Origin of the sequence: Streptomyces sp. McG3 (assembly GCF_018619185.1) — a bacterium.
Taxonomy (GTDB): domain Bacteria; phylum Actinomycetota; class Actinomycetes; order Streptomycetales; family Streptomycetaceae; genus Streptomyces.
In genome coordinates this window covers 1-15009 of the sequence record NZ_JAAXYC010000050.1, presented here as the reverse complement: position 1 = coordinate 15009, position 15009 = coordinate 1, and the positions used below count along the sequence as shown (strand labels likewise).

The 15009-nt window shown below is 71.6% G+C and carries 15 protein-coding genes and 1 riboswitch; of the genes, 8 read left to right on the top strand and 7 right to left on the bottom strand.

The features are described 5' to 3' along the window. Positions 1-27: 27 nt before the first annotated feature. Positions 28-140: riboswitch (TPP riboswitch) on the top strand. The 5 genes from thiO to HET64_RS11500 all read left to right on the top strand — a co-directional run bounded on the left by thiO (position 138) and on the right by HET64_RS11500 (position 5326). After that, the gene (gene thiO, locus HET64_RS11520) at positions 138-1319 is read left to right on the top strand and encodes a glycine oxidase ThiO (RefSeq protein ID WP_215104491.1); all 1182 of its coding nucleotides are present in this window, start codon (positions 138-140) and stop codon (positions 1317-1319) included. (Overlaps the previous riboswitch by 3 nt.) Further along, complete coding sequence (gene thiS, locus HET64_RS11515) at positions 1316-1555, top strand: sulfur carrier protein ThiS (RefSeq protein ID WP_215104489.1); 240 nt, start codon at positions 1316-1318, stop codon at positions 1553-1555. Before thiO ends, thiS begins: the two co-directional genes overlap by 4 nt. Before the next feature lie 2 nt (positions 1556-1557). Next, entirely contained in the window at positions 1558-2352 is a 795-nt protein-coding gene (locus tag HET64_RS11510; protein ID WP_215104487.1) for a thiazole synthase, read from the top strand. Positions 2353-2521: 169 nt separating this feature from the next. Beyond that, a complete protein-coding gene (gene pknB / locus HET64_RS11505) occupies positions 2522-4447 on the top strand; it encodes a Stk1 family PASTA domain-containing Ser/Thr kinase (RefSeq protein ID WP_215104485.1) in 1926 nt (641 codons plus the stop codon). Between the two features lie 6 nt (positions 4448-4453). Next, positions 4454-5326 carry a deoxyribonuclease IV gene (locus tag HET64_RS11500; RefSeq protein WP_215104483.1) on the top strand — a complete coding sequence of 291 codons (873 nt, stop codon included), beginning with the start codon at positions 4454-4456 and terminating at the stop codon, positions 5324-5326. Between the two features lie 34 nt (positions 5327-5360). Here the strand turns inward: HET64_RS11500 and HET64_RS11495 are convergent, their stop codons facing one another. Further along, a complete protein-coding gene (locus HET64_RS11495; RefSeq protein WP_215104481.1) occupies positions 5361-5993 on the bottom strand; it encodes a sulfite oxidase-like oxidoreductase in 633 nt (210 codons plus the stop codon). A gap of 157 nt (positions 5994-6150) precedes the next feature. On the opposite strand from HET64_RS11495, the gene bfr reads away from it, so the two are divergent. Continuing rightward, positions 6151-6630 (top strand): bacterioferritin, encoded by a 480-nt coding sequence (gene bfr / locus HET64_RS11490; RefSeq protein WP_215104479.1) that lies wholly within the window; start codon positions 6151-6153, stop codon positions 6628-6630. A 48-nt stretch (positions 6631-6678) separates the two neighbouring features. Here the strand turns inward: bfr and HET64_RS11485 are convergent, their stop codons facing one another. Together HET64_RS11485 and HET64_RS11480 are read right to left on the bottom strand one after the other, a co-directional pair. Continuing rightward, positions 6679-6984, bottom strand: coding sequence for a bacterioferritin-associated ferredoxin (locus HET64_RS11485; RefSeq protein ID WP_215104477.1), 306 nt, complete (start codon positions 6982-6984; stop codon positions 6679-6681). A gap of 176 nt (positions 6985-7160) precedes the next feature. Continuing rightward, positions 7161-8507, bottom strand: coding sequence for a class II 3-deoxy-7-phosphoheptulonate synthase (locus HET64_RS11480; protein WP_050358286.1), 1347 nt, complete (start codon positions 8505-8507; stop codon positions 7161-7163). Between the two features lie 103 nt (positions 8508-8610). On the opposite strand from HET64_RS11480, the gene HET64_RS40080 reads away from it, so the two are divergent. Further along, positions 8611-8679, top strand: a complete 69-nt coding sequence (locus tag HET64_RS40080) for a trp operon leader peptide (protein WP_215104550.1) — start codon at positions 8611-8613, stop codon at positions 8677-8679. 124 nt (positions 8680-8803) lie between these two features. After that, complete coding sequence (locus tag HET64_RS11470; RefSeq protein WP_215104475.1) at positions 8804-10705, top strand: anthranilate synthase family protein; 1902 nt, start codon at positions 8804-8806, stop codon at positions 10703-10705. Positions 10706-10916: 211 nt separating this feature from the next. On the opposite strand, the gene HET64_RS11465 is transcribed toward HET64_RS11470, so the two are convergent. The 4 genes from HET64_RS11465 to HET64_RS11450 all read right to left on the bottom strand — a co-directional run bounded on the left by HET64_RS11465 (position 10917) and on the right by HET64_RS11450 (position 14824). Further along, complete coding sequence (locus HET64_RS11465; protein ID WP_215104473.1) at positions 10917-11912, bottom strand: 2-hydroxyacid dehydrogenase; 996 nt, start codon at positions 11910-11912, stop codon at positions 10917-10919. Positions 11913-12005: 93 nt separating this feature from the next. Then, on the bottom strand, positions 12006-12650 hold the full coding sequence (locus tag HET64_RS11460; RefSeq protein ID WP_215104471.1) for a response regulator transcription factor: 645 nt from the start codon (positions 12648-12650) through the stop codon (positions 12006-12008). A gap of 101 nt (positions 12651-12751) precedes the next feature. Continuing rightward, entirely contained in the window at positions 12752-13999 is a 1248-nt protein-coding gene (gene macS, locus HET64_RS11455; protein WP_215104469.1) for a MacS family sensor histidine kinase, read from the bottom strand. Between the two features lie 33 nt (positions 14000-14032). Beyond that, positions 14033-14824: a 1-acyl-sn-glycerol-3-phosphate acyltransferase gene (locus HET64_RS11450; RefSeq protein WP_215104467.1), complete on the bottom strand. Its 792-nt coding sequence runs from the start codon at positions 14822-14824 to the stop codon at positions 14033-14035. Positions 14825-15009 lie beyond the last annotated feature (185 nt).

Genomic DNA, 15009 nt, shown 5'->3' with positions numbered 1-15009 from the left:
GGGCGAGGGGGTCTAGGCTGGCCAAGGTAGAACACTCGCGGGAGCCCGGACGCACCGGGCTGAGAGGGAGGCTGGACGGCCTCCGACCGTACGAACCTGCTCCGGGTCATGCCGGCGAAGGGAGGGGCTGGACACTCATGCGCGTCTCGGAGAGAAGCTCCGGATCGGACGTCCTCGTCATCGGGGGCGGAATCATCGGCCTGGTCACGGCGTGGCGGGCCGCCCAGCGGGGGCTGCGCGTCACGGTCGCGGACCCGCGACCGGGCGGCGGCGCCGCACAGGTCGCGGCGGGCATGCTGGCCGCCGTCACCGAACTGCACTACGGCGAGCAGATGCTGCTCGGGCTCAACCTCGCCTCCGCCGCCCGCTATCCCTCGTTCGTCGCCGAGCTGGAGGAGGCGAGCGGCCGGGACACCGGCTTCCGGACCTGCGGCACGCTCGCCGTCGCACTGGACTCAGACGACCGGGCGCATCTGCGCGAACTGCACGCCCTCCAGGAGCGTTCGGGCCTGGAGTCGGTCTGGCTGAGCGGCCGTGAGTGCCGCCGCCTGGAGCCGATGCTGGCCCCGGGCGTCCGGGGCGGCCTCCGGGTCGACGGCGACCACCAGGTGGACCCCCGCCGCCTCGCCGCGGCGCTGCTGACCGCGTGCGAACGGGCCGGGGTCGCGTTCCGCCGGACGACCGCCGAGCGGCTCACCATCGCCGAGGGGCGGGCCGCCGGGGCGCTGCTCGGCGACGGTACGGAGTTCGCGGCCGATCAGGTCGTGCTCGCCGCGGGCAGCCTCAGCGGCCGGCTGGCCGGGCTCCCGCCGGAGCTTCTGCCGCCGGTCCGCCCGGTCAAGGGCCAGGTGCTCCGGCTCACCGTGCCCCGGGCGTACGCCCCCTTCCTCAGCCGCACCGTGCGCGCCGTGGTCCGGGGCGGCCACCTCTACCTCGTGCCGCGCGAGAACGGCGAGCTGGTCGTCGGCGCCACCAGCGAGGAGATGGGCTGGGACACCACGGTCACCGCCGGCGGGGTGTACGAGCTGCTGCGCGACGCCCACGAGTTGGTGCCGGGCATCACCGAGCTGCCGCTCACCGAGACCCGGGCCGGTCTGCGTCCCGCGTCGCCCGACAACGCCCCGCTGCTCGGCCCGACCGCCCTGCCCGGTCTGCTGCTCGCCACCGGCCACCACCGCAACGGCGTCCTGCTGACGCCCGTCACCGGGGACGCGATGGCCGACGTCCTGACCACCGGCGAGCTGCCCGAGACGGCACGCCCCTTCACCCCCGGCCGTTTCGAACCCGCCGCCCCCGTACTCCAGGAGCAGCCCGTATGACCCAGCAGCACGCCCTACCGGAATCCGCCGTCACCGTCTCCGTCTCGGTGAACGGGGAAGTCCGCGCCGTTCCCGCCGGGACGGACCTGGACGCCCTCGTCGCCACGCTGACCCCGGCCCGCTCCGGGGTCGCCGCCGCCGTCAACGAGAGCGTCGTCCCGCGCGGCCAGTGGGCCACGACGACGCTCGGCGAGGGCGACCGCGTCGAGGTCCTGACCGCCGTACAGGGAGGCTGACCATGTCCGACGACGTCTTCGCGCTGGGGCCCGCCACGTATCGCTCCCGGCTGATCATGGGCACCGGCGGGGCCCCGAGCCTGGAGGTGCTGGAGCGCTCGCTGATCGCCTCCGGCACCGAGCTGACCACGGTCGCGATGCGCCGGCTGGACCCGACCGTGCGGGGTTCGGTGCTCTCGGTCCTGGAGCGGCTCTCCATCCAGGTCCTGCCGAACACCGCCGGCTGCTTCACCGCGGGCGAGGCGGTGCTGACCGCCCGGCTGGCCAGGGAGGCGCTCGGCACCGACTGGGTGAAGCTGGAGGTGGTGGCCGACGAGCGGACCCTCCTGCCCGATCCGATCGAGCTGCTGGACGCGGCGGAGGTCCTGGTCGACGACGGATTCACCGTGTTGCCCTACACCAACGACGATCCGGTCCTGGCCCGGAAGCTGGAGGACGTGGGGTGCGCGGCGATCATGCCGCTCGGCTCCCCCATCGGCTCCGGGCTCGGCATCCGCAACCCGCACAACTTCGAGCTGATCGTCGAGCGGGCCGGGGTGCCGGTGATCCTCGACGCGGGGGCCGGGACCGCCTCGGACGCGGCGCAGGCAATGGAGCTGGGGTGCGCAGCAGTGATGCTCGCCTCGGCGGTGACCCGGGCCCAGGAGCCGGAGCTGATGGCAGGTGCGATGCGTCACGCGGTGGAGGGCGGGCGCCTGGCGTACCGGGCGGGCCGCATCCCGCGCCGCCACTTCGCCGAGGCATCGTCGCCGGTGGGCGGGCGGGCGGCACTCGACCCGGAGCGCCCGGCGTTCTGAGCGCCGCTTCCTGGTTCGGGGGCGGCGCCCCCGAACCACCGCTCCTCAAGCGCCGGAGAGGGGCTTGGATCGCCCCGGGTGCGTGGGCCTGTCACAGGTCGGTAAGGGAACGGCCCCGGGAGTGCCCCGGCCCGTCCGGGGTGTCGGCGGCGGCTCGTAGACTCTCGGGGTGGACACGACCCTCCAGGACCCTCTCGTCGGGCAGCTGCTCGACGGCCGGTATCGCATTGAGGCGCGCATCGCCGTCGGCGGGATGGCCACGGTCTACCGGGCCGTGGACACCCGCCTGGACCGGGTGCTCGCCCTCAAGGTGATGCACCCGGCGCTCGCCACCGACGTCTCGTTCGTCGAGCGCTTCATCCGTGAGGCCAAGTCGGTGGCCCGCCTGGCGCACCCCAATGTCGTCGCGGTCTTCGACCAGGGCGCCGAGGGCGCGTACGTCTATCTCGCGATGGAGTACGTGGCGGGCTGCACCCTGCGCGACGTGCTGCGCGAGCGCGGGGCCCTGCAGCCCCGGGCGGCGCTGGACATCCTGGAGCCGGTCCTCGCCGCGCTCGGCGCCGCGCACCGGGCGGGGTTCGTGCACCGCGACATGAAGCCGGAGAACGTCCTGATAGGGGACGACGGCCGGGTGAAGGTCGCCGACTTCGGCCTGGTCAGGGCGGTCGGTACGGCCACCGACACGACCGGCTCCCTGCTGGGCACCGTGTCGTATCTGGCCCCCGAGCAGATCGAGCACGGCAGCGCCGACACCCGCAGCGATGTGTACGCCTGCGGGGTCGTGCTCTACGAGATGCTGACCGGCGTCAAGCCGCACACCGGCGAGAACGCCGCCCAGGTCATCTACCGGCACCTCAACTCCGACGTCCCGGCCCCGTCCGCCGTCGTACCGGGGCTCCCGGTCGCGCTGGACAGCCTGGTGGCGAGCGCGACCGCCCGCAATCCCGAGGTGCGCCCGCACGACGCGGTGCTGCTGCTGGCCGAGGCGCGTGAGGCCCGTGCCACGCTGACCGACGCCGAGCTGGACGCCGTACCGCCGGGGGCCCTGTCGGATGCCCATGACGGCGCGGACGACCGTACGAGCGTGATCCCGCGGGCCCTCCCGGCGGACGGCGACGGCGTGCACCGCACCAGCCGTCTGGAGATGCCGCCCGCGGGACCCACCGCACCCCGGCGCGGGACCGGCCGTCGCGGCCCGTTCGGCGGGCCGCACCGCAAGCTGATCACGGTGGTCGCCGCCGTACTGCTGACGCTGGGCATCGGAACGGGCGTCTGGTACATCAACTCCGGGCAGTTCACCCAGGTCCCCTCGCTGCTGGGCCAGACCCAGCAGACCGCCGAGCAGCGGCTCTCCGACGAGGGGCTCGGGCTGAAGGGTGTGGAGCGGGTCTTCAGCGACACCGTCGAGCGGGGCTCGGTCGTGAGCAGCGACCCCGCCTCGGGCGACCGGATCCGGGGCAACGGCTCGGTGAGACTGGTCGTCTCGCGGGGTCCGGAGATCGTGCGGGTGCCCGATGCCGTGGGCCGCTCGCTCGCGGACGCCCGGCGCTCCCTGAAGAAGGTGGGCCTGGTCCCCGGGATGGTGACCAGGGAGTTCAGCGAGGACGTGGGCCGCGGCGAGGTGATCCGCACGGATCCCCGCGCGGGCACGGACCGCAACCCGGACACGGCCGTGGCTCTCGTCGTCAGCAAGGGCGCCCCGGTGGACGTCCCGGACGTCAGCGGGCTCTCCGCCGAGGAGGCCACCGCCGAGCTGGCGGCCGAGGGGCTGAAGGCCGAGGTGCTGCCGGGCCGGGTCCACTCCGCCGAGGCCGAGGGCGATGTGGCCGAGCAGTCCCCCGGCGGGGGGACCGAGGCCGCCGAGGGCGACACGATCGAACTGACCGTCTCCAAGGGCCCCCGGATGCTGGACGTCCCGGACGTCACCGGCCGGGACGTAGACGAGGCGCGGAGCACCCTGGAGGAGGCGGGCTTCGACGTGAAGGTCGACCGGCCGTTCCTCTCCTTCAGCGACACGATCGCCGGCCAGTCCGTGGACGGCGGCGAGCAGGCCCCCGAGGGGTCCACGATCACGATCAAGACCAAGGGGTTCTAGAACCGTATGCACACGCTGCGCAACCCGGTGGGCGGACACGTTCCGGTCGCCGGCGGCCTGGCCAAGGTCGGCCTGGAGTACGCCCGGGAGCTGGCGGCGGAGACCGTACAGGTCTTCGTGGCCAATCCGCGCGGCTGGGCCACGCCCGCCGGGAACCCGGCGCAGGACGAACTGTTCCGGGCCGGGTGCCGGGCGGCCTCGATCCCGGCGTACGTCCATGCCCCGTATCTGATCAACTTCGGCTCGCACACCGAGGCGACGGTCGAGAAGTCCGTGGAGTCCCTGCGCCACTCACTGCGGCGGGCCCGGGAGATCGGCGCGCTGGGCGTGGTGGTGCACACCGGTTCGGCGACCGGCGGACGGCCTCGCGCCGAGGCGCTGGCCCAGGTGCGCGAGCACATGCGCCCGCTGCTGGACGAGCTGACCCACGACGACTCCCCGGATCTACTGCTGGAGTCGACGGCCGGCCAGGGCTCCTCGCTCTGCTCGCGGACCTGGGACTTCGGTCCGTACTTCGAGGCGCTGGACTCCCACCCGAAGCTGGGCATCTGCCTGGACACGTGCCACATCTACGCCGCCGGGCACGATCTGGCCGGCCCCTCGGGGATGCGGCAGACGCTCGACCTGCTGGTGGACACGGTCGGCGAGGGGCGGCTCAAGCTGATCCACGCCAATGACTCCAAGGACGTCGTGGGCGCCCACAAGGACCGGCACGAGAACATCGGCGCCGGTCACATCGGGGTGGAGCCCTTCCGGGAGCTGTTCACCCATCCGGCGACCGAGGGCGTGCCGCTGGTCATCGAGACGCCCGGCGGCAAGGAGGGGCACGCGGCGGACGTGGCCCGGTTGAAGGAGCTGCGGAAGCCCCGCAAGAGCTAGGACCCCGAGCCCGGCACGATCCGGACGAGAAGCCCTAGAGCTCGGGGCCGTCCCCGGGCTCCTCCTGGTAGGAGTAGCGCTGCTCGCCCCAGGGGTCGCCGATGTTGTGGTAGCCCCGCTCCTCCCAGAATCCGCGCCGGTCCGCCGTCATGTACTCGATGCCCCGGACCCATTTCGGCCCCTTCCAGGCATACAGGTGCGGGACGACGAGGCGGAGCGGGAAGCCGTGCTCGGCGGTGAGGAGTTCGCCGTCCTTGTGGGTGGCGAACAGGGTGTGCTCGGAGGCGAAGTCGTCGAGGCGCAGGTTCGATGAGAAGCCGTATTCCGCCCAGACCATCACATGGGTGGCGTCGGGGGCGGGCGGTGCCAGTTCGAGGACCGTACGGGCGGGGGTTCCGCCCCATTCGGCGCCGATCATGCTGAACTTCGTCACGCAGTGCAGATCGGCGACGACCGAGGAGAACGGCAGCGCCGAGAACTCCTGATGGCTCCAGCAGTGTTTGTCACCGTCGGCGGTGGCCCCGAAGACCCGGAACTCCCAGCGGTCGGGCTTGAACTTGGGAACGGGCCCGTAGTGGGTGACCGGCCATCCGCGTTGCAGGCGCTGTCCCGGCGGAAGCTCGGACTGCTCTGGTTCGCGGTTTTCCCGGCTTTCCGGCTGACCCATGCCTCCATGGTGACAGACAGGCAGGGGTGGTCATGACCAGGGAGTACCCCATCCGGGCAACTCATACTAAGCGTGCACTTACTGGACGGCTGCCGGGCGCGGTGCGAGGATCTCGCCAACTCGCCAGATCGATCACCGGTTGGAAGGAGCCTTTGCCATGCAGGGCGACCCCGAGGTCCTTGAGTTTCTCAATGAGCAGCTGACCGCCGAATTGACTGCCATCAATCAGTATTTCCTGCACGCCAAGATGCAGGACAACTTCGGGTGGACGAAGCTCGCCAAATACACCCGGGCCGAGTCCTTCGACGAGATGAAGCACGCCGAGATCCTCACCGACCGGATCCTGTTCCTCGAAGGGCTGCCGAACTACCAGCGGCTCTTCCATGTGCGGGTGGGCCAGACGGTCACCGAGATGTTCCAGGCGGACCGCCAGGTCGAGGTGGAGGCGATCGACCGTCTCAAGCGCGGTATCGAGGTGATGCGCGGCAAGGGCGACATCACGTCCGCGAACATCTTCGAGTCGATCCTGGCGGACGAGGAGCACCACATCGACTATCTCGACACCCAGCTGGAGCTGGTCGAGAAGCTCGGCGAGCCGCTCTACATCGCCCAGCTGATCGAGCAGCCGGAGAGCTGACCGGGACCGCACCCGGGGCGAGGGCGGTTCGCGGGGAGTGCGGGGCGGTCAGGCGGCGTCGGAGAGCGTCACGTCCCGGATCGCACCGATAGCGGCCGCCGCAGCGGCCGATGCCGCGACGGTCGCGGCGACCGGGTGTGCGAGGGAGGCGGTCGCGGGTTCCTGTCGCTGGTCGAGCAGCTCGCGGCGGGGGCAGTCGCCCCGGCCCAGCAGCGCCTGGATGCGGCGTACACAGCCACCGCAGTCCGTCCCGGCCTTGCAGGCCGAGGCGATCTGCCGGGGTGTGCAGGCTCCGGCGTCCGCATGCTTCTTGACCTGTGCTTCCGTGATGCCGAAGCAGGAACAGACGTACATGCGGTTCACCTCCCTGCGGGTCGGTCACGGGCGCCGCTCCGATTTCCACGGTGAGGCTAACCTAACCTTACCCGCCGCTCAACCCGCGCAAAAGCCCGGATACGACTGTGGGGCACGGATCACATGGATCCGTGCCCCACACGTGCGACTGCCCGGAGCCCTCCCGGACTGCCGGACTACTGGTCGCGGTACATCTCGGCGACCAGGAAGGCCAGGTCGAGGGACTGGCTGCGGTTGAGCCGGGGGTCGCACGCCGTCTCGTAGCGCTGGTGCAGGTCGTCCACGAAGATCTCGTGGCCGCCGCCCACGCACTCGGTGACGTCGTCGCCGGTCAGCTCCACGTGGATGCCGCCCGGGTGGGTGCCGAGGCCCTTGTGGACCTCGAAGAAGCCCTTGACCTCGTCCAGGACGTCGTCGAAACGGCGTGTCTTGTGGCCGGAGGCGGCCTCGAAGGTGTTGCCGTGCATCGGGTCGGTCACCCAGGCGACGGTCGCACCCGACGCGGTGACCTTCTCGACCAGCTCGGGGAGCTTGTCGCGGACCTTGTCGGCGCCCATCCGGACGACGAAGGTCAGCCGGCCCGGCTCGCGCTCGGGGTCGAGGCGGTCGATGTAGCCGAGCGCCTCGTCGACGGTGGTCGTCGGGCCGAGCTTGATGCCGATCGGGTTGCGGATCCGGGCGGCGAACTCGATGTGCGCGCCGTCCATCTGGCGGGTGCGCTCACCGATCCACACCATGTGGGCGGAGGTGTCGTACAGCTCGCCGGTGCGCGAGTCCGTGCGGGTCAGCGCCGACTCGTAGTCCAGCAGCAGGGCCTCGTGCGAGGCGTAGAACTCGACCGCCTTGAACTCGGCCGGGTCGGTGCCGCACGCCTTCATGAAGTTCAGCGCGTTGTCGATCTCGCGGGCCAGCGCCTCGTAGCGCTGACCGGAGGGGGACGACTTCACGAAGTCCTGGTTCCAGGCGTGGACCTGGCGCAGGTCGGCGTAACCGCCGGTGGTGAAGGCGCGCACCAGGTTCAGCGTGGAGGAGGACGCGTGGTACATCTGCTTCAGCCGCGCGGGGTCCGGGATCCGGGCCTCCTCGGTGAAGGCGAAGCCGTTCACCGAGTCGCCGCGGTAGGTCGGCAGGGTCACGCCGTCGCGGGTCTCGGTCGACTTGGAGCGCGGCTTGGAGTACTGGCCCGCGATGCGGCCGACCTTCACCACGGGCACGGAGGCCGCGTAGGTCAGGACGGCGCTCATCTGGAGCAGCGTCTTCAGCTTGGCCCGGATGTGGTCGGCGGACACGGCGTCGAAGGCCTCGGCGCAGTCGCCGCCCTGAAGCAGGAACGCCTCGCCCTTGGCGACGGCTCCCAGGCGGGCGCGCAGCTGGTCGCACTCGCCGGCGAAGACGAGCGGCGGATACGACGCGAGGTCCGCGAGTACATCGCGCAGGGCCTCGGAGTCGGGGTACTCGGGCTGCTGCGCCGCGGGAAGGTCTCGCCAGGTGTTGCCACCGGCGACGGAGGTATTGGCGTTCACGGTCACGAGCACAACATTACGGGGTCGGAAGGGGCGTCCAGCCGTGCGCTCAACAGATGAGACACGCGCTCCGATGCCCGGACCGGTCCGCTAGGGTCGGATCATGTCGACGCGACTGATCGAGACCTCGATCCAGAACTGGTGGTGGACCGCTCATCCGGCGGCCCGCTGACTCATCGCGCTGACACGACGCGAAGGCCGCCCGAGGGGCGGCCTTTCTGCGTTGCGGAGCCGTTCCTCCCCCTGTGAACCCCGTACGGAATCCCGTGCGGGCCGTCCGGAAGGAACCTGCTCCCATGTCGCAGACCGCATCCCGCTCCGCCTCCGGTCTCGTCCGCCGGCTGCTGGCCGACGACGCCCCGCCGTTCGCCCTGCTGCGCCGGCGCACGCCCGGCCGTGACCACGATCACGTCGAACTGCTGATCGGCGGGGTGCGGGAGGTCGACCGGCTGGCCGACCTGCCGGTGGGCGCGGCGCCCGCGCTGGCGCTGGTGCCGTTCCGGCAGATCGCCGAGCGCGGCTTCGACGTGCGCGACGACGGCACCCCGCTGAGCGTGCTGGTCGCCGACGAGACGCACGAGCTGGAGCTCGCGGAGCTGCTGGCGGCGCTGCCCGCCCATGACGTGCGGGTGGAGGACCGGGGCTTCGACGTGGAGGACGCGGAGTACGCGGACATCGTGCGGCGGGTGATCCGGGACGAGATCGGGCGGGGCGAGGGCGCGAACTTCGTGATCCGGCGGACGTTCCGGGGCGAGATCCCCGGGTTCGGGCGGGCGGACGCGCTGGCGCTGTTCCGGCGGCTGCTGGCGGGCGAGCGGGGCGCGTACTGGACGTTCGTCGTCCACACCGGGGACAGGACGCTGGTGGGGGCGAGCCCGGAGGTGCACGTACGGATGTCCGGCGGGACGGTCGTGATGAACCCGATCAGCGGGACGTACCGCTACCCGGCCGAGGGGCCCACCGCGACGAGCCTGCTGGCCTTCCTCGGGGACCGCAAGGAGAGCGAGGAGCTGTCCATGGTGGTCGACGAGGAGCTGAAGATGATGTGCACGGTGGGCGACATGGGCGGGGTGGTGGTCGGGCCCCGGCTCAAGGAGATGGCGCACCTCGCGCACACCGAGTACGAGCTGCGCGGGAAGTCCTCGCTGGACGTGCGGGACGTGCTGCGCGAGACGATGTTCGCGGCGACCGTCACCGGCTCCCCGGTGCAGAACGCGTGCCGGGTCATCGAGCGGTACGAGTCCGGGGGCCGCGGCTACTACGCGGGCGCGCTGGCCCTGCTGGGCCGGGACGCGCACGGGGCGCAGACCCTGGACTCGCCGATCCTGATCCGTACCGCCGACATCGACCCCGACGGTTCGCTGAGGGTGCCCGTCGGGGCCACCCTCGTCCGCCACTCGGACCCGGAGAGCGAGGTCGCCGAGACGCATGCCAAGGCGGCCGGGGTGCTGGCCGCGCTGGGGGTGCGGCCGGGCCGGCCCGGGGCGGAGGCGGACCGCCCGCGGCTGGCATCCGACCCCCGGGTGCAGGCGGCGCTGGACGACCGGCGCGGAGGGCTCGCGCCGTTCTGGCTGCGGATGCAGGAGCGCACCCGGGACCTTTCGGGGCACGCGCTGGTGGTGGACGGCGAGGACACGTTCACCGCGATGCTGGCCCATCTGCTGCGGGCGTCCGGTCTTGACGTCTCGGTGCGCCGCTACGACGAGCCGGGGCTGCGCGAGGTGATCCGGGCGCATGAAGGGCCCGTGGTGCTGGGTCCGGGTCCGGGCGATCCGGGCGATCTCACCGATCCGAAGATGCGGCTGCTGCGGGAGATCACCGCGGAGCTGGTGCGGGACCACCGGCACGGGCTGCTGGGGGTCTGCCTCGGGCACGAGCTGATCGCGGCGGAGCTGGGTCTGGAGATCGTGCGCAAGGCCGTGCCGTACCAGGGGGCGCAGACCCGGATCGAGCTGTTCGGGCGGCCGGAGACGGTGGGCTTCTACAACAGCTTCACCGGGCGGTGCGACGGTCCGGCCGCCGTCGAGCTGGCCGCGCACGGGATCGAGGTGAGCCGCGACGAGGACAGCGGTGAGCTGCACGCGCTGCGCGGTCCCGGTTTCGCCTCGGTGCAGTTCCACCCGGAGTCGGTGCTGACGGTGCGGGGCTCGGTGATCGTGACGGAGCTGCTGGCGGGCCTGCCGGTGGTGCCGAGCTGAGAGGCTGTCGGGCGGCCCGGGGCGGACAGCGGACGCGGTCCGGTGCGTGCGATTCCCAGGCGGAGGAGGGAGGCGACGCAGTGGGGTCTGACCTGCTCGACCCGTTCGAGAGCTTGGGGAAGTCGTCGGCCGACGACAACGCCGGATGCGCGTGCCAGGGCGCGTCCGCCCGCCCCGAGGTCAGGTCACCCGAAGCCTCTGAGGGGCGGCTTCACGCCCTCGGCACGAGGACGTTCTCGCTGTGGCGGCGGGCCAGGTAGTCGGTGACGTTCTTGACGGTCGCGTCGATGATCTGGCCCACCGCGTCCTCGGTGTAGTACGCCTGGTGGGAGGTGACGACGACGTTGGGGAAGGTCACCAGCCGGGCGAGGGTGTCGTCGTCGATGCCCTCCAGGGACTTGTCGAGGAAGAACAGTCCCGCCTCCGCCTCGTACACGTCGAGTCCGACGCCGAGGAAGCGGCCCGCGCGCAACTCGGTGACCAGGGCGGCGGTGTCGATGAGGCCGCCGCGGCTGGAGTTGACGAGGATCGCGTCGTCCTTCATCGCCTTGAGGGCGGCCTCGTCGATGATGTGCTGGGTGCTGGGAAGCAGCGGCACATGCAGGCTGATCAGGTCGGCCTCGGCGAACAGCCGGTCCTTGTCGACGTACTCCATGCCCAGCTCGACGCAGGCCGGGTTCTCCGCCACGTCCCAGCCGAGCAGCTTCATGCCGAAGCCGTGGGCGATCCGGGTGAACGCCTCGCCGATCTTCCCGGTGCCGAGCACCCCGACGGTCCGGCCGCGCATGTCCCGGCCGAGCAGCCCGTCCAGGCGGAAGTCGAAGTCCCGGGTGCGGCTCGCGGCGCGGATGATGCGCCGGTTGACGGCCATGGCGAGCGTCCAGGCGAATTCGGCGACCGAGTAGGGGGAGTAGTACGAGACCCGGGCGACGCGCAGGGCGAGGCGCTCGGCGACCTCCAGGTCGATGTTGTTGAAGCCGGTGGAGCGCTGGGCGATCATCTGCGTGCCGCCCGTGGCGAGCGTCTGGAGCACCTGGGAGCCGAGGTCGGCGTTGACGCTGGTGGAGACGATCTCGTAGCCGGCCGCGATGGGGGCGGTGTCCCGGTTCAGGAAGACGTCCAGGCAGCGGACGTCGTGCAGCCCCTCGAAGGCCTTCTCGATCAGGGGCTTCTCGTCGGACTGCACACCGAAGGCCAGGATTTCCACGGGTACTCCCGATCTGTTTCCGCGGGCGGGGACAAACATCGCGAACTGTGGCCGGACAACGCGAATATACGGCTCCGCTCCCGGACCCGCCGGTCAGACGTCGTCGAGGCCGCGCTCGATGGCGTACCGAACGAGCTCCACCCGGTTGTGCAGCTGGAGCTTGCCGAGGGTGTTCTGCACGTGGTTCTGCACCGTGCGGTGCGAGATGACCAGGCGCTCGGCGATCTGCTTGTACGAGAGTCCCTTGGCGACCAGGCGCAGCACCTCGGTCTCCCGGTCGGTGAGCTGCGGGGCCTTGGGCTCGTTCGACGCCACGGGTACGGGGTCGGAGGCGAGCCGGCGGTACTCACCGAGGACCAGACCCGCCAGGCCCGGGGTGAAGACCGGGTCGCCGGCCGCGGTGGAGCGGACGGCGTCGGTCAGCTCCCGGGTGGAGGCGGACTTCAGCAGATAGCCGGTGGCCCCGGACTTCACCGCCTCCAGGACGTCGGCGTGCTCGCCGCTCGCGGAGAGGACCAGGACCCGCAGGCCCGGGTGGGAGCCGACGAGCTCCTTGCAGACCTGGACGCCGGGCATGCCGGGGAGGTTCAGGTCGAGGACCAGGACGTCCGGGCTCACGGCCTTGGCCCGGCGGACGGCCTGCGGGCCGTCCCCGGCGGTCGCGACGACGTCGAAGCCGGACTCGGCCAGATCTCGGGCGACCGCGTCGCGCCACATGGGGTGGTCGTCGACGACCATGACCCTGATGGGCCGGTCCCCTGCCCCCTGCTCGTCCTGTGCCGCGTTTGCCGCGTTTGCCGCGTTTGCTGCGTTTGCTGCGTTTGCTGCGTTCCGTGTACTCATCGGGCCGATCCTGCCTTCCCCCGGGAAACCTTCGGTGCTTTGGGAACCTTCAACTCGACCTCGCAGCCCTGTCCGGGCACCGAGATCAGCTCTGCCGTACCGCCCAGGTCGCGCAGCCGGCCGCGGATGGACAGTGCGACGCCGAGCCGCCCCTCCCCCTCCGCCTGGGCGAGCCGCCCCTCCGGGATGCCGGGGCCGTCGTCCCGGACGGTGACGATCACCTCGTCCGGCTCGTCCTCGACCAGGATCCACGCCTGGGCGTCCGGACCGGCGTGCACGGTCACGTTGTCCAGCGCGGCGCTGACGGCGGCGGCCAGCTCACGCGCCGACTCGGCGGGGAGCAGCACCGGGGCGCCCGGCTCCGCGAAGCTCGTGCGGGACCCCGCGTGCGGGGCGAGCAGGGCGCGCAGGTCGCAGGCGGCGCCGGGGCCTTCGTCGTCGTCCACGTCGACCGTGCGGACCACGGCCCCCTCGGCGGCGTCCTCGGAGACCCGGGTCGGCGGGACCAGGCCGCTGGAGACCAGGGTGCGCAGGGCGACCTCCTGCTCCCCGGCCATCCGGCCCAGCTCGGCCGCCTCGCCGCCGATGGCGGTGCCCCGGCGCTGGACCATGGCGAGGACCTGGAGCACGCTGTCGTGGATGTCGCGGGCGAGCCGTTCGCGTTCGCGGGTGGTGGCCTCGATCTCCAGGGCGCGGGCCAGGGTGCGTTCACTGGCGCGGGCGACCTCGACGACGTACCCGATGGCGATGGAGGCGACCCAGACCAGCAGGACGTTGTGGTAGGTGTCCCGGCTGGGCTCGCCGCGCTGGATGATGTTGGCGGCGGCGACGAACGTGGAGGCGAAGGCCGCCCACCGCCAGCCGCCCTTGATCGCGAAGGCGAGGACCGCGCCGGCCGTCCAGATCGACGGCAGCGTCGGGCCGTCGAACGACTGGGAGTCGAAGTCGGCGAGCGGGGTCAGCAGGATGCCGGTCAGCGCGACGACCAGGTCCGCGACGAGGAAGCGTTTGGTGCAGCTCGCCGCCGAGCGGACCTTCGGCAGCGTGGCGAGCGTCCAGACGAAGAGGAACGTCAGGTACGCGACGGCCACCCAGGGCCGCTCGAACCTCTGCTGGCCGAAGTTGTCCTTCCCGAAGATCGCGAGCAGCACCGCGTAGATCATCGTCAGGACGCGGTACCCCGTCAGCGCGCGCCACAGCGGCAGCTCGACCGACATCCGTACGACCCGCTCACGCTTGGCCATGGCCCCACACCCCCCGGACGGTGAACGACGCTTTTACGCGCCGGACCGTTCCGTTCCGTTCTCGTTGCCCGCGGCGGCCTGCTTCTGGGCGCGCTTGGCCTCTTCGGCCCGGGCCTTCGCCTCCTCCGCCCTGGCCTTCGCCTCGTCGGCGATCTGGCGCTTGGCGGCGGTGGCGTAGACGTCCACGTACTCCTGGCCGGAGAGCTTCATGATCTCGTACATGACCTCGTCGGTCACCGAGCGCAGGATGAAGCGGTCGCCGTCCATGCCCTGGTAGCGGCTGAAGTCCAGCGGCTTGCCGATCCGGATGCCGGGGCGCATCAGCTTGGGCATGACCTGGCCGGGCGGCTGGATCTTCTCCGTGTCGATCATGGCGACCGGGATCACGGGCGCTCCGGTGGCCAGCGCGACCCGGGCCAGACCGCCGGGCTTGCCCCGGTAGAGGCGGCCGTCGGGCGAGCGGGTGCCCTCCGGGTAGATGCCGAAGAGGCCGCCGCTCTCGACGACCTGGATGCCCGCCTTGATCGCCGCCTCGCCCGCGCCGCGGGCTCCGGAGCGGTCGACGGGGAGCTGGCCGACGCCCTTGAAGAAGGCGGCGGTGAGCTTGCCCTTGACCCCGGGGGCGGTGAAGTACTCGGCCTTGGCGATGAACGTGACCTTGCGGTCCAGCACGGCCGGGAGGAAGAAGGAGTCGGAGAACGACAGGTGGTTGCTCGCGAGGATCGCCGGACCGCGCTCGGGGATGTTCTCCAGGCCCTCCACCCACGGCCGGAAGGCGAGCTTCAGGGACCCGCCGATGGAGAACTTCATTGCGCCGTAGATCAACTCTTGTGCCTCCTGTGTGCTGTCGTGGAGACCTTAGCCTGTGAGGTCGTAGCGGCCGGTGCCCGGCATGGGAGGACCGGCTGCCCTGGCGGGCCGTGCGGGGCGGCCCCGGGGGGCGTGACGGCCCTGGTCGGTGTCGGTCCGGTCGCGTACGGTGAAGTCATCCGTCAAGCACTCCCCCAGGT

What these genes read in the sequence shown, in the direction of transcription:
- macS (WP_215104469.1), bottom strand. Translation starts at nt 13,999, where the DNA reads ATGGCCAAGCGTGAGCGGGTCGTACGGATGTCGGTCGAGCTGCCGCTG.
- HET64_RS11485 (WP_215104477.1), bottom strand. Translation starts at nt 6,984, where the DNA reads ATGTACGTCTGTTCCTGCTTCGGCATCACGGAAGCACAGGTCAAGAAG.
- HET64_RS11510 (WP_215104487.1), top strand. Translation starts at nt 1,558, where the DNA reads ATGTCCGACGACGTCTTCGCGCTGGGGCCCGCCACGTATCGCTCCCGG.
- thiO (WP_215104491.1), top strand. Translation starts at nt 138, where the DNA reads ATGCGCGTCTCGGAGAGAAGCTCCGGATCGGACGTCCTCGTCATCGGG.
- HET64_RS11495 (WP_215104481.1), bottom strand. Translation starts at nt 5,993, where the DNA reads ATGGGTCAGCCGGAAAGCCGGGAAAACCGCGAACCAGAGCAGTCCGAG.
- HET64_RS11500 (WP_215104483.1), top strand. Translation starts at nt 4,454, where the DNA reads ATGCACACGCTGCGCAACCCGGTGGGCGGACACGTTCCGGTCGCCGGC.
- HET64_RS11470 (WP_215104475.1), top strand. Translation starts at nt 8,804, where the DNA reads ATGTCGCAGACCGCATCCCGCTCCGCCTCCGGTCTCGTCCGCCGGCTG.
- bfr (WP_215104479.1), top strand. Translation starts at nt 6,151, where the DNA reads ATGCAGGGCGACCCCGAGGTCCTTGAGTTTCTCAATGAGCAGCTGACC.
- HET64_RS11460 (WP_215104471.1), bottom strand. Translation starts at nt 12,650, where the DNA reads ATGGTCGTCGACGACCACCCCATGTGGCGCGACGCGGTCGCCCGAGAT.
- thiS (WP_215104489.1), top strand. Translation starts at nt 1,316, where the DNA reads ATGACCCAGCAGCACGCCCTACCGGAATCCGCCGTCACCGTCTCCGTC.